The 20804-nt window shown below is 41.3% G+C and carries 20 protein-coding genes; 6 read left to right on the top strand and 14 right to left on the bottom strand.

The genetic code is table 11. The features are described from left to right. Positions 1-100: 100 nt before the first annotated feature. The 9 genes from NSTC731_RS07365 to gvpN form a co-directional block, all read right to left on the bottom strand. The gene (locus tag NSTC731_RS07365; protein WP_445630245.1) at positions 101-1504 is read right to left on the bottom strand and encodes a response regulator; all 1404 of its coding nucleotides are present in this window, start codon (positions 1502-1504) and stop codon (positions 101-103) included. 430 nt (positions 1505-1934) lie between these two features. Continuing rightward, a complete protein-coding gene (locus tag NSTC731_RS07360; protein ID WP_445630244.1) occupies positions 1935-2630 on the bottom strand; it encodes a gas vesicle protein GvpC in 696 nt (231 codons plus the stop codon). A gap of 79 nt (positions 2631-2709) precedes the next feature. Beyond that, positions 2710-2931, bottom strand: a complete 222-nt coding sequence (gvpA, locus tag NSTC731_RS07355; protein ID WP_086756007.1) for a gas vesicle structural protein GvpA — start codon at positions 2929-2931, stop codon at positions 2710-2712. 238 nt (positions 2932-3169) lie between these two features. Further along, positions 3170-3859 carry a GvpL/GvpF family gas vesicle protein gene (locus tag NSTC731_RS07350; protein ID WP_445630243.1) on the bottom strand — a complete coding sequence of 230 codons (690 nt, stop codon included), beginning with the start codon at positions 3857-3859 and terminating at the stop codon, positions 3170-3172. Between the two features lie 83 nt (positions 3860-3942). Continuing rightward, complete coding sequence (locus NSTC731_RS07345) at positions 3943-5766, bottom strand: AAA family ATPase (protein ID WP_445630242.1); 1824 nt, start codon at positions 5764-5766, stop codon at positions 3943-3945. A 190-nt stretch (positions 5767-5956) separates the two neighbouring features. Next, positions 5957-6727, bottom strand: a complete 771-nt coding sequence (gene gvpF, locus NSTC731_RS07340) for a gas vesicle protein GvpF (RefSeq protein ID WP_445630241.1) — start codon at positions 6725-6727, stop codon at positions 5957-5959. Positions 6728-6763: 36 nt separating this feature from the next. Continuing rightward, positions 6764-7198, bottom strand: a complete 435-nt coding sequence (locus NSTC731_RS07335) for a gas vesicle protein K (RefSeq protein ID WP_445630240.1) — start codon at positions 7196-7198, stop codon at positions 6764-6766. Then, positions 7185-7532, bottom strand: coding sequence for a gas vesicle protein (locus NSTC731_RS07330; protein ID WP_445630239.1), 348 nt, complete (start codon positions 7530-7532; stop codon positions 7185-7187). The genes NSTC731_RS07335 and NSTC731_RS07330 overlap by 14 nt, the downstream gene beginning before the upstream one ends. Then, the gene (gvpN, locus tag NSTC731_RS07325) at positions 7529-8701 is read right to left on the bottom strand and encodes a gas vesicle protein GvpN (protein ID WP_445630238.1); all 1173 of its coding nucleotides are present in this window, start codon (positions 8699-8701) and stop codon (positions 7529-7531) included. The genes NSTC731_RS07330 and gvpN overlap by 4 nt, the downstream gene beginning before the upstream one ends. A gap of 211 nt (positions 8702-8912) precedes the next feature. On the opposite strand from gvpN, the gene NSTC731_RS07320 reads away from it, so the two are divergent. Together NSTC731_RS07320 and NSTC731_RS07315 are read left to right on the top strand one after the other, a co-directional pair. Continuing rightward, a complete protein-coding gene (locus tag NSTC731_RS07320; protein ID WP_099068605.1) occupies positions 8913-9164 on the top strand; it encodes a gas vesicle protein GvpG in 252 nt (83 codons plus the stop codon). A gap of 161 nt (positions 9165-9325) precedes the next feature. Further along, on the top strand, positions 9326-9643 hold the full coding sequence (locus tag NSTC731_RS07315) for a hypothetical protein (RefSeq protein ID WP_445630237.1): 318 nt from the start codon (positions 9326-9328) through the stop codon (positions 9641-9643). A 93-nt stretch (positions 9644-9736) separates the two neighbouring features. Here NSTC731_RS07315 and NSTC731_RS07310 read toward each other — a convergent pair whose 3' ends face one another. Then, entirely contained in the window at positions 9737-10774 is a 1038-nt protein-coding gene (locus tag NSTC731_RS07310; protein WP_445630236.1) for a PDDEXK nuclease domain-containing protein, read from the bottom strand. A gap of 147 nt (positions 10775-10921) precedes the next feature. On the opposite strand from NSTC731_RS07310, the gene NSTC731_RS07305 reads away from it, so the two are divergent. Beyond that, complete coding sequence (locus NSTC731_RS07305; protein WP_445630235.1) at positions 10922-11323, top strand: hypothetical protein; 402 nt, start codon at positions 10922-10924, stop codon at positions 11321-11323. A gap of 351 nt (positions 11324-11674) precedes the next feature. Here the strand turns inward: NSTC731_RS07305 and NSTC731_RS07300 are convergent, their stop codons facing one another. The 4 genes from NSTC731_RS07300 to NSTC731_RS07285 all read right to left on the bottom strand — a co-directional run bounded on the left by NSTC731_RS07300 (position 11675) and on the right by NSTC731_RS07285 (position 14963). Next, on the bottom strand, positions 11675-12190 hold the full coding sequence (locus NSTC731_RS07300) for a pentapeptide repeat-containing protein (protein ID WP_322690744.1): 516 nt from the start codon (positions 12188-12190) through the stop codon (positions 11675-11677). Between the two features lie 160 nt (positions 12191-12350). After that, positions 12351-12674, bottom strand: a complete 324-nt coding sequence (locus NSTC731_RS07295; protein ID WP_445630234.1) for a hypothetical protein — start codon at positions 12672-12674, stop codon at positions 12351-12353. An 87-nt stretch (positions 12675-12761) separates the two neighbouring features. After that, the gene (locus NSTC731_RS07290) at positions 12762-13046 is read right to left on the bottom strand and encodes a hypothetical protein (protein ID WP_445630233.1); all 285 of its coding nucleotides are present in this window, start codon (positions 13044-13046) and stop codon (positions 12762-12764) included. A 45-nt stretch (positions 13047-13091) separates the two neighbouring features. Next, complete coding sequence (locus tag NSTC731_RS07285) at positions 13092-14963, bottom strand: ArsA family ATPase (protein ID WP_445630232.1); 1872 nt, start codon at positions 14961-14963, stop codon at positions 13092-13094. A gap of 317 nt (positions 14964-15280) precedes the next feature. Here NSTC731_RS07285 and NSTC731_RS07280 point away from each other — a divergent pair, with 317 nt between their 5' ends. The 3 genes from NSTC731_RS07280 to NSTC731_RS07270 all read left to right on the top strand — a co-directional run bounded on the left by NSTC731_RS07280 (position 15281) and on the right by NSTC731_RS07270 (position 20769). After that, positions 15281-18517, top strand: coding sequence for a WD40 repeat domain-containing protein (locus NSTC731_RS07280; RefSeq protein ID WP_445630231.1), 3237 nt, complete (start codon positions 15281-15283; stop codon positions 18515-18517). 493 nt (positions 18518-19010) lie between these two features. Beyond that, positions 19011-19658, top strand: coding sequence for a histidine phosphatase family protein (locus tag NSTC731_RS07275; RefSeq protein WP_445630230.1), 648 nt, complete (start codon positions 19011-19013; stop codon positions 19656-19658). Positions 19659-19743: 85 nt separating this feature from the next. Next, positions 19744-20769 (top strand): glucokinase, encoded by a 1026-nt coding sequence (locus NSTC731_RS07270; protein WP_445630229.1) that lies wholly within the window; start codon positions 19744-19746, stop codon positions 20767-20769. The last annotated feature ends 35 nt before the right edge of the window (positions 20770-20804 follow it).

Raw genomic sequence — 20804 nt, 5'->3', positions numbered from 1 at the left:
TTGAAAATAAGGCAGAGGGTAGGAGGCAGGAGACTTTTTTTGTCTCGCGCCCAGACGCTCCAGGCATAGAGAAAGAGATTGAAATTCGGATTTATCTAACCTAAACGCTTAAATACTTGTGCAGCATATTAAGTACTTTGTCTGCCTCTACGGGTTTACCCAAAAAGTCAGTCGCGCCTACTAATTTTGTTCGCATCCGATCTACTATTCCATCTTTCCCCGTTAAGATGACGACTGGCACATCTTTAAGACTTGGAGTTTTACGGATTTGAGAACAAATTTCATAGCCATTCACTTTTGGCATCAAAAGATCCAAAAAAATGAAGTCGGGCTTGCTTTTAATTAGCTTTAAAACTGCCGTCAAAGAGTCTTGAATGCCAACAAAGCGATAATTTTGATGGGTGAGAATTTCCTCCAAACTGCGACAGATCGTCGGACTATCATCCACACAGGCTACTAAAGGTCTTGAGACATCAATAATTGCTTTGTTAGCTGCTGGGGGAGCAACTTGTATAACAGTGTTCTCTTCTATCTTCCGGGAAGAATTGGGATGATTAACTGCACTAGACGGACTGACAATTTGTTTGCTAGTCGCTGGGAGAGCAACTTGTATAACAGTGTTCTCTTCTGTCTTCTGGGAAGAATTGGGATGATTAACTGTACTAGACGTGACAATTTGTTTGCTAGTAGCTGGGGGCGCAACTTGTATAACAGTGTTTTCTTCACTCTTGGGTGAAGAATTGGGATTATTAACTGCACTGGAGGGGTTGCCAGTTTCTTGAATTGCAACCTTTCTGGGGCTTGGAGTGGGTGAAAAAGCGATCGCTCCTGCTTTTACTAATGGCATCAAAAACCGGGTCAAAGCTAAGACATCCCGATTGGTTTTTTGCCCTAGACCTCGTAAAGTTTTTGTGCCATCAACTAGAGAAATAATCTGTTTAGCGGATGCTTGTCCTTGGAGTAGTTCAAGTTTGTCAATGACAGGATATAAATTAGACGAGTAACTTGCCAATCCTGCATCTCGCCATTCTTGCCAGGCTTGTGTAGCTTGTTTTAAGACTTCCTCTGTTGGTAGTACAGCTAGGAGAAACCCAGGAACTGCACCAACAACGGTAGTAGGTGACAGCTGCCCTGCTGGATTGTTGCCATTTCTTTTGGCTTCAACGTACTGGATTATATCAAACAGGACTTCAGCTATTAAGCTTGTAATCAGGCTAACAAGTTGTTGTTGTTCGATTAATTTTTGTTCTCGCAATTTACTCAGAATGCAATACTCGCGATAACTTTCTTGGGGAGAGACAAGCCCCTCCAACTTTGCCACATCCAGATTAGGACAGTATTGCGACAAGTGCCGTCGCCATCGCTCATCGGCATTAGAACCGCCACCCTGCCAAATTAATCGTCCTAAACGAAAATATAGCGTCCAAGTCGGCCCGCCCCTTGCTTCAAGATTCAGCCTACCTGTGAATAATTTAGTTTGAAGTTGCTCGATCAATTGATTCACAATGGATCGCACCTCCTTATATATCTTGAGTTTTGCATTTAGATTAGAATTTCTCAAACAATCAAGCTTACTAACCTCATCGTGCGATCGCCAATAGCACAGTTCAAAACTTTAATTGAGCTACCCCAGCTTGTTATATCCCTTTCCAATCCGGACATTTTGAAAGTTCAAAGCCGGAACCTCTAACAAAGATTTAAGCGCTTTTTTTAATTAGAAAAAAGTTATCTATATTACTTTTGCAATGTTACATATACTGAGACAATTGCTTGTCAATACAGACCTTAAAAAGATGGAAATGTTGAATATTACAAAGCATAGACCAGCTTTAATGCTTATCGATTGCGTACTATGCTGACTTCAGGCAAAAGCCACAAGCGATCGCAAGAGCAGCTAGTCTGCAATTACAAAAAATGAGCTTGAATCCAGTTTGTCAAGAAATTGCTTGTTGCCGAATAAAGTATTGGCGATCGCGTTGTTCTAGTATCCCTTGCTTGATTAAGGAGCGCAGGATATCTATCGTTTGCACCCTGGTTAAGCCGATCGCCTCTTCAATTTCTGTTAGAGTAGCTCCTTGGGCTTGCTGAATATATTGCTGCACTTTAGATTTAGTATCTGCATTCGATGTAGGCACTTTTCTAGTCATGGTATTGACGGAAGGACGAAAACCAGTAGCTTTAATTCCAGAACGGGAAATTGACCATTTTGGAACCGTTGGCACTAATTTCTCTGTTTTAGCAGGAGGCGGGGCAACTACTTGTTTGTGAGTGCTATCGCCCCAAACATTTTTATGTAAAATTGCCCGGAAATTTTGCAAATCTTGGAATAATGCCTGAGCCTTTGCTGCCCGCTGTTGGCGGTATTGTTGTTGGCGTTGGCAGACATCTGTTTTTATTTGCAATATTTCTAATTGGCGCTCTACAATCTCTTGCTGAAATTGCTGCTGTTGTAACTTTCTATTGTTGTGAAGGCTGGTAACAAAATTGCTCAATTCTTGATGAAGCAAATCTGCTTGCAGCTGCAATTCTTGTTGAGTTAACTGTTTCCACTGGTTAATTTTTTGACGGCGTTCAGCAGTTATTTGCAATCGCTCTTGTCGCTCTTGTTCCCATAAATTCTTGAGAGCCATCAGCTGAAATCTCCTATTTTGTTAACTAGAAAAATTAAATGGGAGCCATAAATTAAGACTCCCTTTTTCTAATGTGATATTAAGCAGCAGATGGAACAGCAGCCTGAGATGTTAAACCAACAGCTTCTGCATATCTTAAGTAAGTTTCAACTGAAGCAATTACAATGCGAGCTTCGACTGCTAGTAATTCAATACCAACTAAAGAAACACGTACCCAAGCATCAACTACAATTCCTTTGTCTAAAATGCGGTCAATAACTTCAGCCAGACTTGAAGATGAGTTAACTTTTTCAACAGCCATTTTCTTTCCCTCTCACAACTCTAATTATTTATTTCATCTTGCTCTGATTGAGCAATAGGTAAAACTTACACAATGTGTTTTATTCTTCCTGAGTTTAGTGTTCCCAAAAATCGGAGATAAATATAATAAAATAAAAAAATACTAAAAAGTTAACAATATTTTTTAGAAAAAAATTCAAGAAAAAATCAGCCCGTCTTTATTTTTTCTGGGAAAGTTATAATTATTATTTTTTATGAATTTATATGAGAGTATTTTTTAGAAAATGATAGGGTGGCAGAGGTTCGCTGAGTGCCAATTGCCAGTGCGAGCATTGTACTTGCCAGAGGGAAAACTGCTGTGTACTGAGCGTTGAATCGTTGCGCTGTGCCAAAAAGTGGATTTGCCGCACATCTTGCTGTCGAGTTTCACAGATAACATTCGTATATGTTTTGAGAATTAGCTGGTGCAAGAGTTCCCACTGTTGGCATTGTTGTGCTTGAAATGCTTGCTGTGTTTGGTAGCGTTGTTTTTTCGCTAATAAATAGGCTTTTCCCCTAGCATCAATAGTGTCAGAGTCGTCAAGCAAACAACTGGGTGTCAATTTTAAAGTGTACTCAACTTTGTCTCTTAGCTGAGTTAGGGTTTCTAGATATTGCTCTTGGTGCTGTTCTAGATGATTCAGCAGTTTTTCTTGCGAGGTAAAACCGCTGCCAAAGCGTAAGGGAAGAAGGGGAGTTTGTTGAAAAAGTTCTCGAATCACGCGATCGTGGGTTAATACAGATTGAAGTAAACGCTCATCGGTTGCTTGTAATGCTTCCAGCGAGATTTCCGGCTCTACGATCGCGGCTAAACCAGAAGAGTAAACGAGTTCGGTATTCCTTTCCATCCCTAAAGGTAGGATAAGCGGTGATGCGATCGGTACTAGAAGAGCATAGGCGTATATTGACATAAATTTTCGATGGGTTAGGGGTGTTCAGATCCCCGACTTCTTAAAGAAGTCGGGGATCTATAAGCCTTCAATGCGATGAATCACTATTCAGATTGATGCTGATTAGCAAGCATCTGATATGTAACTTGAAAATCATCATTTGTAATCTGAATCAAGCTGGAGTCGCTCAATCCTTGTGCGCGGTATCGACGAATTGCGCTTAAAGCAGCTTGATTGCTCAACAAAGCTAAGTCTGCGCCATTCCAACCCTCGGTAACTGTCGCCCATGTTTCTAAATCGACATCAACTAAGGGACGATCTAGATTGTGAACTTGTAAAATCGCTAATCGGCTGGCTCGATCTGGTAGATCGATTTTGATTTGTAAGTCTAGTCTTCCGGCTCTGAGCAAGGCAGGATCGAGGGTTTCTGGACGATTGGTTGCTCCTACTAAAAGGACTTTCGGGCATTCATGCAACCCATCCAATTCGGTGAGCAGTTGACCGACAACGCGATCGCTAACTCCAGAATCACCACTGAATTTGCCCCGTGCTGGTGCCAGAGTATCAATTTCATCTACAAACACAACGCAAGGTGCTGCTTGCCGAGCTTTACCAAAGAGTTCTCTAACTGCTTGTTCTGCGGCTCCTACCCATCGGCTGAGTAATTCCGGGCCATTCACAGCAATAAAGTTGGCTCTAGCTTGGGAAGCGATCGCTTTTGCCAGTAATGTTTTTCCGGTTCCCGGCGGTCCCCACAACAGAATCCCACGGGGAGGCTTGGCTCTGGTTTGCTCGTATAGTTCGGGATAGAGGAGTGCGCCCTCTACAGATTCTTGAAGTTTTTGTTTCACATCATCCAAACCACCAATGTCATCCCAACTGACATTCGGTGCTTCCACTGCTACAGACCTGAGAACTGAGGGTTTTATCTCCTTAATTGCTTCGAGAAAATCCTGCTGCATAACAGTCATGTTCTCAGGAATGGCACTGTTGAGCGAAGGGACTTGACGACGCAGGGCAATGTAGGCTGCTTTTTGACAAAGTGCTTTGATATCCGCACCGACAAAACCGACAGCTAAATCGGCGATCGCTCCTAAATCAACCGCAGTCTCCAAGGGCATGGCACTTGTTAAAATTGTGAGAATTTCCAATCGTCCATTGCGATCGGGAACGCGAAAATGAACTTCGCGATCGAAACGTCCCGGACGACGCAGCGCCGGATCGAGGTAATCGGGACGATTTGTTGCTGCTAGTACGAGTACGCCCTCGGTTTTGGCAAACCCATCCATTAACCCAAGCAACTGCGCCACTAGTCTTTTTTCAACTTCTCCTTCTACTTGGCTGCGATCTGGGGCGAGGCTGTCAATTTCATCAATAAATATCAGACAGGGAGCAGAACGAGTTGCTTTCTCAAAAATGCTTCGCAAACGAGCTTCTGCTTCCCCGTAATACTTGCTCATCACCTCTGGGCCATTGATGGCAATGTAGTTTAACTCTAACTCTTCTGCCAAAACGCGGGCTGTTAAAGTTTTTCCGGTTCCGGGGGGGCCAACTAGCAAAACTCCACGCGGAGGCTCTAACCCTAATTTCGCTAATAAATCTGGACGTTTCAGTGGGATTTCAACTAACTCTCTGATTTCTTTAAGAACATCACCTAAGCCGCCGACATCTTGCCAAGAAGTTTTTGAGTTTGTCCGAGGTGATGGGGGGGTGACTTCAGCATCATCCATTGGTGTCGCTGCATCGCTGGAATTGGATTGGACTCGGCTGGAACTAGTTTTTCTCGGAATATTGCCTTGTCGGGGAATACTACTGAGATTATGAGAGCGAATTTGAATAGAAGTTTTTAACTCGCCTTTCTCTGCTTTTTCTTCTAAAGCTTTGGCAATTTCTAGTAGTTGTTCAAATCCTTTAAATATGTCGTCCATTGATTTTACTTAAATAAAAGATAGAGAAAAATTTAATTTCAATAGGCTTCTTGCACGAATGTTGGAAAACAAGAATTTTTTATCTCACGCAGAGACGCAGAGGCGCAGAGAGTTCGAGAGAAATTAGCTGTTTAGTAGTCATAATCTGATTGGTGCAAGAGGTCTTTTGATTTTCAATTTTTATTGCTGTTTAGTTGGAACTGAATAATCGCAGACGAGCAAAGTTAAAGGGGGCAGTAAAGTTGTTGTAGCGAATTCGCAAACGTTCTTCAAATTGGCGATCGAGTGCTTCAACCTGTTCGCTAAATTGTGATTCTGCTTCCCAAGGAATTAGGTAGGCTGCGTTGTAAATCATTGTGTCCATTTGGGGATTATTTTCCACTACATCGATCGCAATGGAGTTGAGCGTGCCTTGAAATAAATTGATGATGCCTTGTTTGCGATCGCTCATTCCCTGTTCGATGGCTTGTCCTATTTGAATCACCTGCTCTATATTCAGAGGTTGACCCGCTAGCTTATCCCTTTCGGTTTTGATATCTGGATTTTCTGCTAATAATCCCTTAATTTCTGCCTCGGTATCCCAAAAAACTTTAACGCTAACTTCTCGGCGACCGGATAATTTTGCTAGCAACTGGGTCAATTCTTCTTGATGAGGACGAATTAATTGTTGTGAAAACGTTTCCCAACTTGCAACCAAAAGTCCAAATTGCACGGGCAGTAAATTGCGTTGGCGTAGCCCGTCGTAGACATCGCCTGCTTGCATGATTTCCTCAAGGACTTTTTCATGACTTAGCAGGTTACGACGGCTTGCTAAATAACGCTCTTGCTGTGCTTCCGAGTAGATTACTGCAAAACCATCCAAAATTTTAATTTGTACGGGTTGACGATCTAACCCTTCTAAATTTAAATCTTGCGGAGCAGGTAAGGTTAAAATTCCGTAAATGTAAAAGCCATAACTCATAAGAATGTATTACCAATAAGAATGTAGATAAAAAAGTTACAAAGGTTTAGAAGTGAGTACTAATCTTAACTTGGCATGAACTAAGTTTAATTGAGCTAGTCCTAAGTCCAAGTCACCTTCAACTACCACACCTGTATTTAATAGGCGATCGAGGAGTTCTAGAATAGAAGGTTGACTAGAGGTTTCGCCAGGGTAATATCCTCCAGATTGGGGAAGTAAAGTTCCTATTTCACCCAAGTTAATATTTAGCTCGGCTGGGTCAATATCAAATATCTCGCAAAGCTGAACAACCTGCTGTTCAAGCTTTTGCAGGCTTTCGGCAGCCCGATCTAACTCAGAGTCGTTGAGAGTGCCAGCATCCATGCGCCGAATCACCTGAGCTTCCATGAGTTGGCGTATCAGTTCCACAACCGTCAGTAATAACGGTGCTAAACCGGAATCGGAACCTTTTGATTTGCTAATCGCCTGCATTCTGATGATTAATAGGATTGAGTGCTTTGAGCGATCGCAGTTCTGTTTCTAGACTGGCAACACGCTCTTGAAGTTGTTGATTAGTTGTTAATAAGGAACGAGCTTGACTATTAAGATAGGGGTCGCTCTCCCACCAGTTAATTCCAATCTCTTTGGCTTTATCAACAGAAGAAATCAACAAACGAATTCGGATGTTGAGCAGTTCTGTGGAGCCGACGGAAACAGAAATATCTCCTGCGATCACAATGCCTTTATCTAAAACCCGTTCGAGAATATCTGCCAAGGTAGAACCTTGAGTTGCTGTAATAACTCCCCGGTTAGTATGAGTACTCATTTGTTTATTAAATGGCCTGAATCAAAAGCCACTTGTGATATGTTCGGCAGTTCAGTATTACCCTGCATTTGCAATAATACTCCTTGCTCTTTGAGAGACTTGAGTGCAGCTACAATTTGACTGCGATCGATCCCTAATTCTGCTGCCAAATCAGAGAAACGCTTTCCTGGAGACTTGCACAGGTAGTTATAGACTTCATGCTCGTAAGGTACTCGTTGTTCCAATACAATCTGATTTTGACTGTCTGATATTATCTCTTCTGCTGACTGAGATTGAGTATTTGTACCACGATACAATTCACGCAAAACCTCTTCCAGTAGCCGAGTTGCTTCCATACGAGGTTGATTTGTGCGAGAAAGCAGGATATCAGCACAAATATCTTGGAAGTTAGGCTCTTCAAAGTTTACAGAAATTTCGTGTTCGTGGCAGATTCTAGCAATCATCAGACAGGAACGTAAGCCGCCGCCTTGTCCAGAGCTAGAGCGACTCCAAAACATCCGCACTAAGCGCACGATTTTGTCTGCTTTCTCGGAATCTATGCCTGTTTTCTGAATTACAATCTCCTGCTGAGTTAGTTCATCAGGTGGAGGCATATCGATGGTAATAACACGATCCATCAAAGCATCCTGAGTTGCATGGACTCCACAATACTCTTGAGGATTTGATGTTAAGATTGCGCGAAACTGGGGATGAACCCGGATATACTCGGCTCGATGCTGGTTTGTTGGCAATACTAATAGCCTTTCCTCAAGTACGGAAAGTAAAACGTTATTTACCTCCGGGTGCGATCGATTAAATTCGTCGTAAACCAGCGTAAATCCTTCTTTACAAGCTAGGGTTAATCGTGCGTCAACCCAGTGTTGCCGCAGTTCATCCTCAACTTTAACAACGCTGTGGATGAAGTTATCAACAACCTTTTTGCGGGTGTAACCTAATTGATTGCCAATCAAGTCTGAGGTTTTAAACTCATCATCTCCAAATAAGAGGATGATAGGCTGATTGAGCAAATCAGCTAGATGCATTGCTAGAGTAGTTTTTCCGACTCCGGCCGGGCCACGTAAATGTACTGAAAAACCTGACTGTAGATAGCGCAAAGCACGTTGAGCGACGCGTTGAACAGCAGGGGTATTGACAAATCGCTGGGGAGATGCATTTAATACTGTTGTCAAGCTCTAAGTACCTCCTCAATAGTAATTTTATGTAAAAGTAATTTTTTGCACATCGGATATATAAAATACGGATGTCAATAAGCTTTAACTGGATTCAAATCCAAAGGATTTTGGCATCAACATAAGACTAGTAATGTTTAGTATTTATGTCATCAGCATGATTACGGTCTTGTGAGACAGCTTTAATAAAACCACACAAGTGTAAAGTGATATGGTTCTGCGCTTTTTACTATTACCGATTACCGGCCCATTAATGGGGGTAACGTGGCTTGGGGAAAAAATTTTAGAACAAGCAAGTACTGAAATTGATGATAAAGAAAATCTCAGCAAGCAGCTTCTAGCACTTCAACTTGCTTTTGATATGGGAGAAATTCCTGAAGAAGAGTTTGAAATTCAGGAAGAAGCCCTTTTATTAGCGATTCTGGAAGCAGAAAAGCAAGAACGCGATCGCACACAAGAGTGATGCAGGAGGACGACACTTTGCTCAAGTCGGAAAACCCGCCCACGCAAGTGTCTCCAGAGGAGGAACTACACCCCCGAAGGCGAGGCTTTTTTCATCGAATTTAATCCGTGATGTGTGGATGAGAGAAAATATAAGTATTGCGATTCCGAATATAATCAGCCATGACTGAAACCAAACCCACTCGTACCGCACGCAGGGGACGAATATTCCCTGAAATTCAGTGGAATGAAGAACAAAAAGCACGATATGAAGCCGAACGCGAGGCTTTTTACCAACGTTGTAAACCTATTTTTGAGCGAGTAAAATCAGAATTAATTGAAACTCACTACAACTGCTTTGTTGCAGTTGAACCAGATAGCGGAGAATATTTTGTTGATAAAGATTTAGAAGTAGTTTCATTACGATGCCGCGAACAGCATCCAGGCAAAATCCACTATACTTTTCGGATTAATGAGTCTGGGGCTTGCGGCACGATATGACGATTTCCGTTTCAAGTATCACCAATAGAACCATTTACACTAATGATGACTTTAAAAGATATTCGAGCAAGCATTGTAGATTAACTTACACTATTACTCCTTTTCTTCATTACCTACTTCTACAGACAAATTCTCCAATTCTGCTTCCAACTGCTCAATAGTTGGTAAATTTGTTTGTAACTCTTTGGGCAGTGATTTAGTAAGTTTAGTTTGCCATTCAGCAATACCAATTGGTTTATTGACATCACGCAGCGCATATTCAGCAATAATATTATCCTTACTTGCACACAAAATTAAACCAATTGAAGGACTATCTAGAGGAGATTTAAGTAAATCATCTACAGCCGAAAGATAAAAATTGATTTTTCCTGCGTACTCAGGTTTGAATTTACCTGTTTTTAGTTCAATTACTACAAAACAATGTAATTTTACATGATAAAAAAGCAGGTCTATATAAAAATCTTCATTTCCAACTTTTAAATTATATTGCTGTCCAACAAAGGCAAATCCTATACCTAATTCTAAAAGGAATTGGGTAATATGTTTAACAAGCTCTTTTTCTATTTCTCGTTCTTGTGCTGCTTCTCCTAAAGTTAAAAAATCAAAAATGTAAGGGTCTTTTAAAGTCTCTCTAGCAATGTCTGATTGAGGAGAGGGTAATATAGCATCAAAGTTATTGACAGCTTTTCCCTGACGCTCAAAAAGTCTATTGTCAATTTGTAGAGTTAAAATATTGCGACTCCAACCATTTTCTAAGGTTTTTTGTACATACCATAGCTTTGCTGAAGTATCTTTGATAGTATCCAAAATACGGACATTATGCCCCCAAGGAATTAGTGCAACAAGCTGTTGCACAATTTGTTCATCTGGGTAAGCTTCCGCGAAAGCCCGCATATACTTCAGGTTACGTGCTGAGAATCCTTTCATCTCCGGGAAGGCTTCTTTTAAATCCCTGGCAAGACGCTCAATAACTTTTGTTCCCCATCCCTGTTGTTGTTGTCGAAGAAGAATATCTCGTCCAATTTGCCAATAAAGCAATATCAATTCGCGGTTAATAGATAATGCCGCTCGTACCTGGGCGTTGCGTATGCGTTCTTTTAGCCCCCGCAAGAAATTGTCATAATTGTCCATTTCGGTTAATTCTTTCCCAGCTTACTGATAAATTACTGCCCCAACAGTGTACTTTCTACTTATTTATAATCTAACTTATCAAATTGTAAACATTTGAATTATATTGCACTTCCCTGTTTTGTAACAGAACATTAAACTCACATAACTATGACAAGGCTCGAATTAAAAAATCATCAAGTTTGGCAAGATTTAACTGAAATATTACAAAGTTTAGATGCTACTCTTATTGTTCAAGAACATCTTGATCGGTGTGATTATAAAGTGTGTGGCTATTGGGATGAACAAGATGAATATTATGAGAAAATTACGTTACCTCGTACCCTAGAAGCCGAATTAGTTAGCAGTTCAATAGGCGTTACTCACAAGGAACGTTTTTTACAACTAAAGTTTTTGCTCATAGCTGATGCTGTTGATCGTGTGAAAACTGCAAGTAGCAATGCTCAAAAAGTTGGTGAATTAGTTTTTGTTTATGATGAAAATCTAGAATTTATTGATGAGAATTGGCTTTTAGATGTCGATTCTCCATTCCTTGTGAAGCGATATGGCTAATTTTAGACAATTGAGTAGAAGTAAGAAATAACTAAGCAACGAATTTTCGTGCCTAGCGCAAAGCTGAATATATAAGGGTTTGAGATAAGCTTTATTGCTCACTTTGGGGTATCGCAACGATTGATGAAAAATTCCACCATTTGCTGTGAAATGCTTGATAAATGGTTTTTCTATCTGCTAACTTTGACAGCGCAATCAAGGTAGTCAGCATTGGTGGCTGAAATCCTTATCAATAAAGCTTTTGACTTTAGAAAAAATTATTTTCTTAATCTGTTTCTTAACTTCTACCCTTTTGATAAGCAAATTCTGATTATTATTCTTTAAGTATTGGTTTTTAATTTTGTTAAAAGCTTAACCAGCCCAAGGGTCACTGGCAACTTGTCCATCAGGCAAGACTGTATTACCACAACAGGACAGCAAAGTATCTATATTAATTCCTTTGATATTTGCGTCTATAAGATTTGCATAGGATAAATCAGTTTCTCCTATACAAGCTAATTCCAAATTAGCGTTTCTCAAGTTAGCATTGTACAAATTAGCCATTCTCAATTCTGCATTTCTCAAACTAGCCCCCTCTAAATTCGCTCCCATCAAACTTGCTTCGCTCAAATTAGACCCATCTAAGTTAGTTTGTCTTAAACTGGCATAGTCAAGGTTTGCCCCACTCAAGGAAGCTTTTACCAAAATTGCTCCATCCAAGTTAGCTTCAGACAACCAGGTATCTTTTAAATTAGCCCTGCTCAGGTTTGCCTGACTCAAATTGATTTTCTCTAAATGTGAGCCAAATATTTCAATATTACTTAAATCAACCCCATTAAAATCTCTCTCTCCAACAGCATATCGCTGCAATAACTCGTGAGCATTCATGATTTTCCTATTAAAATGGGTTATTTACAGGCTAATACAAACTGAATGCTCTATTCTAACCGCTTTTACCCCAATATCGCTTAACCCAAAAATTCCGACATCACACAAGGCGATCGCTGCATTAATGTTTTGTATTAGTATCGAAACAGGATAAACCGAACTACTCACAAGATAACGCTGGAAAGCCACGCCCTTCTAGCCAACTATAATTATTAACTAAATTTTTAATAGCTTGCCGAATTGAGTCAGAGTTAAAATTACGTACTACAATATCTGGCAAGATAGCTACTTGTTTATCTATCCAATCAAGATTATTAATCTGGTTGTAGAGGTAATTTTCACTCCAGATATTAAGAGTAATCCGTGAACCATCAGGATAGCATATTATTGCATTACAGAAGTCTTCATCTAAATTCTGCTTTTCCGTAGCATCATATTCATCAAGCTCAACCCATATATCAAATTCCTTAATTGAAGCACTCATTTTATTTTTAAGTATCATTACAAAATCTGATTTAAGCCCCGACCACCTAAGGAAGTTGTGAAGAATAGGCAGCTGAAATCTTAATACTTAGTATTCTAATGTTATGGTGTTGAATTTTGGTGTATTGTCCTCTAAGTCAGTATTTGCTTGCTGGTGAGTCTTATCTTCTTCAGCAATGATTTGACTGTTTAAAATAGCAAGACGCTGCTGAATCTGATGTCGGCGTGCTTCGAGTTTCTGTAGTTCCTGCTCTAAACGCTCTTTTTCCAACATCATTTTGTAAGCATTTAAGTAAACTCTTGCTTGTGAACGTTGAGGAGGCATTGAGCTAAGTTTGGCTTGAATTTGTCCGCGATTTGGAGTGCGATGCATAATAAATTTCTCTTTGGGTATGAAAGTATTTAGTCTAATTAGCACTTAAAATAAACAGCGGGCTGCTGCTTGAATGCGTTCTAAAGGCTGAACTGAGCGAGGAAGCACTGGTAAGCGAACCATTGTCAAACCTGGAAAATCGCAATTAACGATCGCTGTAGAAGTAAAGCGGTTTAGAACAAGGTAATTCTGGCTTACACCTATTTCTTGCAGAGATTTGAATAGGCGTTGTTGTTCGGCAAGTACGCTAGCCTGGTTAAGTGTAACGCCAATGAACTCTGCTTGTTGTGGGTCTTTTAGCACTTTTTGGGCTTTGACTACGCGCTGTCGCAAAGTTCGTAAACGCCCCATAAACTCTGTACGACCAAGGACATTCTGATACTTGATCCAGAGTTTGAAAATCCAAGCTAGCCAGTCTGCTAGTGCAGTTGGCATTTCTAGAAAACGCAGAAGATGTCCTGTAGGAGCTGTGTCTAAAATAATTAAGTCTTCTTCTTGTTGCTCTAGCAATTCCATTACTGTTAACAGGGAAAGCATTTCATCAATCCCCGGTAAAGCTTGCTCGACAATTTTGCGCCAAGCAACAGGAGAGTATGCCATTTCAATAGCTTCGCTTGTTTGGGTTTCGCCACTCATCATTTCGGCCAGTTCCCACAGGTAATCGGCTCTGAATTGCTCCAGAAGGCGATCGCTATCTACTTCCTGACCTCGAAGATTAGCAGTTATTTGATATGGTTCGTGCCCTAAACTCAGACCAAAGGCATCGCCCAAGGAGTGCGCTGGATCGATAGAAACCATGCGAATTTTGCGATCGCGATGTCGTTGAGCCATCGCCCAACCAATCGCAGCTGCTACTGTAGTCTTGCCTACTCCACCTTTACCGCCAATTAGTAACAGGCGGCGACCTTGGGTGAGAAAATCTCCAAAGCTAGGAGGAATTGTTTCAGGCCATTGAACTGGGAGTAGATTGATAGGAAATAGCGGTTCAAGCTCAGGAATATGGATTTGGTCGATCAGATGGCTGAGGGCTAGAATCCCTAAAGGCTCCTCATCTTGCTGTGGCACAATAAAAATCGGCTTTCCGTTAGCAAGATCCGTATACTGACCGATCAGCGGTTGTTGTTCTTGGTAACGATCTGGGTCAGTGGCACTGCTAAGAACTTGGTTGACAAACAATCCTCCGCAAGGCATCTGCATGGTTTGTAAGGCTTCTAGGAATCGTTTTGACTCCAACCAACTCATTGGTTCGGCGATCGCAACTAACAAACAAGCTGTATGGGTAGGATCTTGAAGGAGACGGCGACCTTGCGACAGTTCAGCTTTTAGGGTATGCAAAAAATCGTCAGCGCGATCGGGTGTGTAACTCCCAGCAAAGGTCTTGCTAATATACCGATGCTTTTCTTGAAACAGTTCCAGAGAGTGGAGGAAAGTGTCTAAAAAATCCATCAAGCCAAACAAGTTGAGAGTATGACCGCTAGGAGCCATATCCACTATGACTCGATCTACCTGCTGTTCGTTGAAAAGGCGTTGGATCTCTAACAAACCCATCAATTCGTCCAGTCCAGGCCAATTTAAATCCCAAACTGGAAGCAAGTCTTCTCCTTCAACAAAACTACCGCGCTCTACTAAAAGTTCTAAAACCTGACCATAACGTTCTTTAAAATCTTGTAGCAGACGTTTTGCATCCAACGCCCTTACCAGTAGATTGGGTAGTTCCGCTATGGGACGAGGAATGTCATCAACGCTAACTTGTAAGACATCTCCAAGAGAGTGAGCCGGATCGGTTGAGATTAAAAGAATTTGCTCGTTGACAAATTGCTGCGCCCAACGATATGCAAAGGTGCAGGAGATTGTTGTTTTTCCGACTCCACCTTTGCCGCTAAACATAGCAAGGTGTAGATGATCAAAAAGTTCCATCTCGTTTGTCATTTCCGGCGTTTTAGGATAAAGTTACTACAATTTTTTAAATTTGACTTAAGTAATTTCGCTGAATAAAGCTGGTTTTACCCCACCCTAACCCTCCCCTTGTAAAGGGAACTAGATTTTCCGGTTTCCCCCCTTTGCAAGGGGGGATTAAGGGGGGTAATTCGACTTGCGATCCTATAGGGTGGCGACAGGGAAAGCTTCACAAGAGAATGTGTAATTAATTTTGTTGAGTTACTTACAAAGATTAGCCGAGGAACTATAACTGAGGGAAAGATTTAGCCAGGGGTGTCCAAAGGTAAGGAGATAAGATGGTTAACAGTTCTGAAAGCGATATAAATATTGGATGTCATATCCAAGGTATTTCTGAATACAACTTTTTTTATGACAGTCAGTCTGAGGACATTCATCGTCGTCCACTCAAAATAGACTCTCCTTACTTAGGACTAAAAACTTTTGAAATTAAAGATAAAGACAAATTTTTTGGTCGGGGAAAGTGGATTGCTGAGATTAGCGATCGCCTAAAAAAAGATAATACACTCTTGCTTTTAGGAGCAGTATACAGTGGGAAATCATCATTAATTTTGGCAGGTTTAATTCCTGATTTAGGATATCATAAAAATTCATTATTTAATATAACTTTTCAACCAAATGAAAATCCTTTTAAATCTCTTTATAAGTGTCTTGCTTTTACTTATGGTAAAAAATCACAAATAGCAGATATTGCAGGAGAAATCAAAGAAAATACCTTAATTCAAATTGTCACAATACTCAAACAAGATTATGAGTGCGTTCTAATTTTTATTGACCGATTTGAAGAACTGTTTACGAAGACTCAAAAGCCAGAACGCGACAAATTTGTTGCTAGTCTCTTTCAATTGCTCCAGCAGCAGGATAGCTCTGTCAAAATTGTTTTAACAATGCGCTCTGATTTTTTGGATAGATTTAGCGAGTATCCGCAACTTGCGAAGATCCACGATCGCTATAGTTGTATACTCACTAGAATGAGCGATGAAGAATTAAAGTTAGCGATCGCTGAACCTGCTGCGAGACATGGCGTGACTTTTGAACAAGGACTAATCGAGCAAATTATTGATGATTTTCACCAACAAGGTGATTCTTTACCACTGCTGCAATACACTCTAGATGCACTGTGGAAAAGCGAAAATATTCAAAACTTGGTTCTGAAAACAAAGACTTATCAAGAACTAAAAGAGCAAATATTTGTTTATTTCAACGAACAAGCTAATCAATTTATTAATCCTACTGTTGAATGGCACGATCGCCATTTGAAAGAAAAGGAACAAGAGATTCAAAAGTTAAACCTTGCATTGACTGAATTAAAACTGCGCGAACAATCCGCCAGGGTTTTAAATTTACTTCCTGTTCAACCGTTAGAGGGCTTGGTGCTGGCAATTCAAACAATGGGTGAGAATTTAGAGAAATACCCAAATCAGCTTCTAGCTTCTGTTTTGGGAAGCTTAAAGGAAGCAACAAACACGCCCACAGAAGTAAATAGCTTGCGCGGACACGATCAAGAGGTTAATTGTCTAGCTTTTAGTCCTGATGGCAAGTTTATTGCCAGTGGCAGTAGCGATTCTACGGTATGCTTGTGGAATATCATCGGCAATCCTACTGCTGAATTTTTGTTGGGGCACGAGCAAGAGGTTAATTGTCTAGCCTTTAGTCCTGATGGCAAGTTTATTGTCAGTGGCAGTATTGACGGAATTTTATGTTTATGGGATCTACAAGGTAATTTCATTACTCAACTGTGGCAGGGACATGAGGAAGGAGTTATTGCCGTCGCTTTTAGCTCAAATGGCGATTCTATTGTCGGTGTTGGTTTTGACGGAACAGTGTGTTTGTGGGATTTACAAGGTAACGCCATTACTCAACCTTGGCGCGGACACAAGGAAGGAGTTATTTCTGTTACCTTTAGTCCAAATAGCGATTCCATTATCAGCGTTGGTTTTGACGGAACGGTGTGTTTATGGGATTTACAAGGTAACACCATCGCTCAACCCTGGCACAAACATGAGGCAAAAATTATTTGCGTCGCCTTTAGCCCCGATAGCAAGTTTATTGTCAGTGGTAGTAGTGATTCTACAGTGCGGTTGTGGGACATCCAAGGCAATCTCATCGGGCAACCTTGGCGCGGACATGAAGGACGTGTAAATTCTGTAGCCTTTAGCCCTGATGGTAAGTTTATTATTAGTGGTAGCAGCGATCGCACAATCCGCTTGTGGGATATTGACGGCAACTCCATCACTCAACCTTGGCGCGGACATGAAGAACAGGTTAATTCCCTAGCCTTTAGCCCCGATGGCAAGCTGATTATCAGTGGTGGCGATAAAACTGTACGTTTGTGGGAGCTAGATCAAATATTACAAGAACGGGTTATCGGGCGATCGCAGCGCAAATATGAAAATTGGGTCAATTCTGTTGCCTTTAGTCCTGATGGTAACTGGATTGTCAGTGCCAGCAATGATTCGACAGTGCGCTTGTGGGATATTGACGGCAATTCTATTGGTCAACCTTGGCGCGGACATGAAAAAGAAGTGAATTCTGTCGCCTTTAGCCCAGATGGTAAGTTGATTGTCAGTGCCAGTAATGATTCTACAGTGCGCTTGTGGGATATTCAAGGCAATCCTATCGGTCAACCTTGGCGCGGACATGAAAAAGAAGTGAATTCTGTCGCCTTTAGCCCAGATGGTAAGTTGATTGTCAGTGCCAGTAATGATTCTACAGTGCGCTTGTGGGATATTCAAGGCAATCCTATCGGTCAACCTTGGCGCGGACATGAAAAAGAAGTGAATTCTGTTGCCTTTAGTCCTGATGGTAAGTTGATTGTCAGTGCCAGCAATGATTCTACAGTGCGCTTGTGGGATATTCAAGGCAATCCTATCGGTCAACCTTGGCGCGGACATGAAAAAGAAGTGAATTCTGTCGCCTTTAGTCCTGATGGTAAGTTGATTGTCAGTGCCAGCAATGATTCTACAGTGCGCTTGTGGGATATGGAGGGCAAACCTATTGGTCAACCTTGGCGCGGGCATGAAAAAGAAGTGAATTCTGTTGCCTTTAGTCCTGATGGTAAGTTGATTGTCAGTGCCAGCAATGATTCTACAGTGCGCTTGTGGGATATTCAAGGCAATCCTATCGGTCAACCTTGGCGCGGGCATGATTATTGGGTAAATTCCGCAGCTTTTAGCCCTGATGGTAAATTGATTGCTAGTGGTAGTCTTGATGGAACAGTGCGCTTGTGGCGTTGTGGGTGGCAAGAGTGGTTGCAAGTTTGCTGCAACAGGTTAAATTATCATCCAGTCTTTCAAAATCCTGAAAATGGTAGCGATGTAGAAATTGCCCATCAAACTTGTCAAAAATATGTATGGAATCCACAATGCCCTAAACAGTTGAACAACCAAGGTGAGCAAAAAGAGAAAGCGTTTTCAGCAGCTTTGGAGGACTTTAAGCAAGCAGTTCAACTTAATTTCACATCGCACTGGAAACATCGCTTTGCTTGGCAATCATTACCCACAGAGAACCAATAACTCGACCTACTAGCATGGCAAGCTTAAAATATTGGGTTTCAAAAACTCACTTTTTTCTTGTTACTATCGCAAACGTCACGGCACACTCAAAACAATTACCGTCAGCCACCTACTATCGGTTATTAGACCTTTTGCAAAAGTGCTTTTTGCACTCTTGGGGAAAAGGTTTTGGTTAAAGGGGAAAGGGACAATACAGAACCTTTTCCCCTTCCCCCTTCCCCTTATCCCCTTCTTGGGACCCCACCTTCCCCTTTTCCCGACAAATGCCAAGAAGTTTATTGAATGTGGAGTTTGGTTTGAACCGTCCCAATCTGATATTTACATTTGAGTTCATTACACAATCTTAACTAGTTTATACTGATAAGTTTTACTAATAATTAATATTATTAAATATTATTACGATTTTTGTCCTATATTAATATTTGCAGCCGTCCTTGCAGATATCTATATATTTGTTTAGCGGCGAATTCTATTCATCGGAATAATTAAACCCATGAGTCAAATAGTCTGGATAGCAAGACACGCTAACCGCCTCGACTTCGTAAACCCCGATTGGTTTCTTACCGCCGAACGACGCTACGATCCGCCCTTGTCTAATGATGGTATGGTGCAGGCACAGCAGTTAGCTAAACGATTGAAAAAAGAAAATATTGGCCATATTTTCGCTTCTCCTTTTCTGCGAACCGTACAAACGGCAAATGCAGTTGCAGAAATGCTCGACTTGCCGATTAAACTCGAAACAGGCTTGAGTGAATGGCTAAATCCAGTTTGGATGACAGAAGAACCCAAAAGACTCTCAACTCCAGCATTAGCAGAGTTATTCCCCAGAATTGACAGCAGCTACACCTCGCGCATCGCTGCCAATTATCCTGAAACTCACGAAAAAGTGCGAGAACGTTCTGGACAAACTGCTAGATGTTTAGCTACTGAGTTCTACCCAGAACATATCCTGCTAGTAGCACATGGTGCATCTGTGTTGGGGGGAGCAATGGGGCTAGTGGGGGAAATTGCTAAGACAGAAGTTAAAGCTTCTTTATGTTCGCTAGTAAAAGTGGTACGCCAAGACCCAGAATGGTTATTAGAACTAACGGGAGATACTTCCCATTTAACCCACATAGAAGAAGTTATTCGATTTGCTTAAACCTCTGATAGAGATTTGTGTTCATAACTTCTGGTAGGTTGAGTATGTCTTACAAAAAAAGTAATTTAATTCACCAATAAATTCTATGACTTTGTTACTAGCAGGAGACATCGGCGGTACGAAAACTATTCTGCAATTGGTTGAAAAATCAGACTCACCAGCTTTACATACTATTTATCAGGAAAGTTACCACAGTGCCGATTTTCCTGATTTAGTACCGATAGTGCAGGAGTTTTTGGTCAAAGCTAATACACCTACACCAGAAAAGGCTTGTTTTGCGATCGCCGGTCCCATTGTCAAAAATACTGCCAAACTCACCAATTTAGCTTGGTTCCTAGATACCGAACGTCTACAAGAGGAATTGGGTATCCCGCATATTTCTTTGATTAATGACTTCGCCGCCGTTGGCTATGGCATTTCAGGTTTACAAAAAGAAGACTTGCACACGTTACAAGTTGGCAAACCTCAACCCGAAACCCCCATTGGAATTATTGGTGCTGGTACTGGCTTAGGGCAAGGATTTTTAATTAAGCAGGGGAACCACTATCAAGTTTTTTCTTCAGAAGGTGGACACGCTGACTTTGCTCCTCGGAACGAGATCGAGTTTCAACTGTTGAAATACCTGCTAGGTAAACATGATATCCAGCGCGTTTCTGTGGAACGCGTGGTTTCTGGAATGGGAATTGTGGCAATTTACCAATTTCTGCGCGATCGCAAATTTGCCACAGAATCACCAGATATTGCCCAAATCGTTAGAACTTGGGAACAAGAAGCCGGACAAGAAGAGAAAAGTGTCGATCCTGGTGCTGTTATTGGTACAGCTGCACTAGAAAAACGCGATCGCCTCTCGGAACAAACTTTGCAATTATTTGTAGAAGCTTACGGTGCAGAAGCCGGTAATCTCGCCCTGAAACTCCTACCTTACGGTGGCTTATACATCGCTGGTGGAATTGCGCCCAAAATTCTGCCCTTAATTCAAAATAACGGTTTCTTATTAAATTTCACCCAAAAAGGTAGAATGCGCCGCCTCCTCGAAGAGATACCCGTGTATATTATCCTCAACTCGCAAGTCGGCCTAATTGGTGCTGCTTTATGTGCTGCTAGGTTATAACAGCTGGCATCATCAGTGAGATCGGCATCTCAAAG

The sequence above is a fragment of the Nostoc sp. DSM 114167 genome (genome assembly GCF_052692655.1).
Note: the sequence above shows the minus strand (reverse complement) of the source record. Positions and strands in the feature narration are given on the sequence as shown.

Bases quoted from the DNA above. Each gene is read 5' to 3' on its own strand.
- NSTC731_RS07360 (WP_445630244.1), bottom strand. From the start codon at position 2,630: ATGGCTCTCAAGAATTTATGGGAACAAGAGCGACAAGAGCGATTGCAA.
- gvpA (WP_086756007.1), bottom strand. From the start codon at position 2,931: ATGGCTGTTGAAAAAGTTAACTCATCTTCAAGTCTGGCTGAAGTTATT.
- NSTC731_RS07350 (WP_445630243.1), bottom strand. From the start codon at position 3,859: ATGTCAATATACGCCTATGCTCTTCTAGTACCGATCGCATCACCGCTT.
- NSTC731_RS07345 (WP_445630242.1), bottom strand. From the start codon at position 5,766: ATGGACGACATATTTAAAGGATTTGAACAACTACTAGAAATTGCCAAA.
- gvpF (WP_445630241.1), bottom strand. From the start codon at position 6,727: ATGAGTTATGGCTTTTACATTTACGGAATTTTAACCTTACCTGCTCCG.
- NSTC731_RS07335 (WP_445630240.1), bottom strand. From the start codon at position 7,198: ATGCAGGCGATTAGCAAATCAAAAGGTTCCGATTCCGGTTTAGCACCG.
- NSTC731_RS07330 (WP_445630239.1), bottom strand. From the start codon at position 7,532: ATGAGTACTCATACTAACCGGGGAGTTATTACAGCAACTCAAGGTTCT.
- NSTC731_RS07320 (WP_099068605.1), top strand. From the start codon at position 8,913: ATGGTTCTGCGCTTTTTACTATTACCGATTACCGGCCCATTAATGGGG.
- NSTC731_RS07315 (WP_445630237.1), top strand. From the start codon at position 9,326: ATGACTGAAACCAAACCCACTCGTACCGCACGCAGGGGACGAATATTC.
- NSTC731_RS07310 (WP_445630236.1), bottom strand. From the start codon at position 10,774: ATGGACAATTATGACAATTTCTTGCGGGGGCTAAAAGAACGCATACGC.
- NSTC731_RS07305 (WP_445630235.1), top strand. From the start codon at position 10,922: ATGACAAGGCTCGAATTAAAAAATCATCAAGTTTGGCAAGATTTAACT.
- NSTC731_RS07300 (WP_322690744.1), bottom strand. From the start codon at position 12,190: ATGAATGCTCACGAGTTATTGCAGCGATATGCTGTTGGAGAGAGAGAT.
- NSTC731_RS07295 (WP_445630234.1), bottom strand. From the start codon at position 12,674: ATGAGTGCTTCAATTAAGGAATTTGATATATGGGTTGAGCTTGATGAA.
- NSTC731_RS07290 (WP_445630233.1), bottom strand. From the start codon at position 13,046: ATGCATCGCACTCCAAATCGCGGACAAATTCAAGCCAAACTTAGCTCA.
- NSTC731_RS07285 (WP_445630232.1), bottom strand. From the start codon at position 14,963: ATGGAACTTTTTGATCATCTACACCTTGCTATGTTTAGCGGCAAAGGT.
- NSTC731_RS07280 (WP_445630231.1), top strand. From the start codon at position 15,281: ATGGTTAACAGTTCTGAAAGCGATATAAATATTGGATGTCATATCCAA.
- NSTC731_RS07275 (WP_445630230.1), top strand. From the start codon at position 19,011: ATGAGTCAAATAGTCTGGATAGCAAGACACGCTAACCGCCTCGACTTC.
- NSTC731_RS07270 (WP_445630229.1), top strand. From the start codon at position 19,744: ATGACTTTGTTACTAGCAGGAGACATCGGCGGTACGAAAACTATTCTG.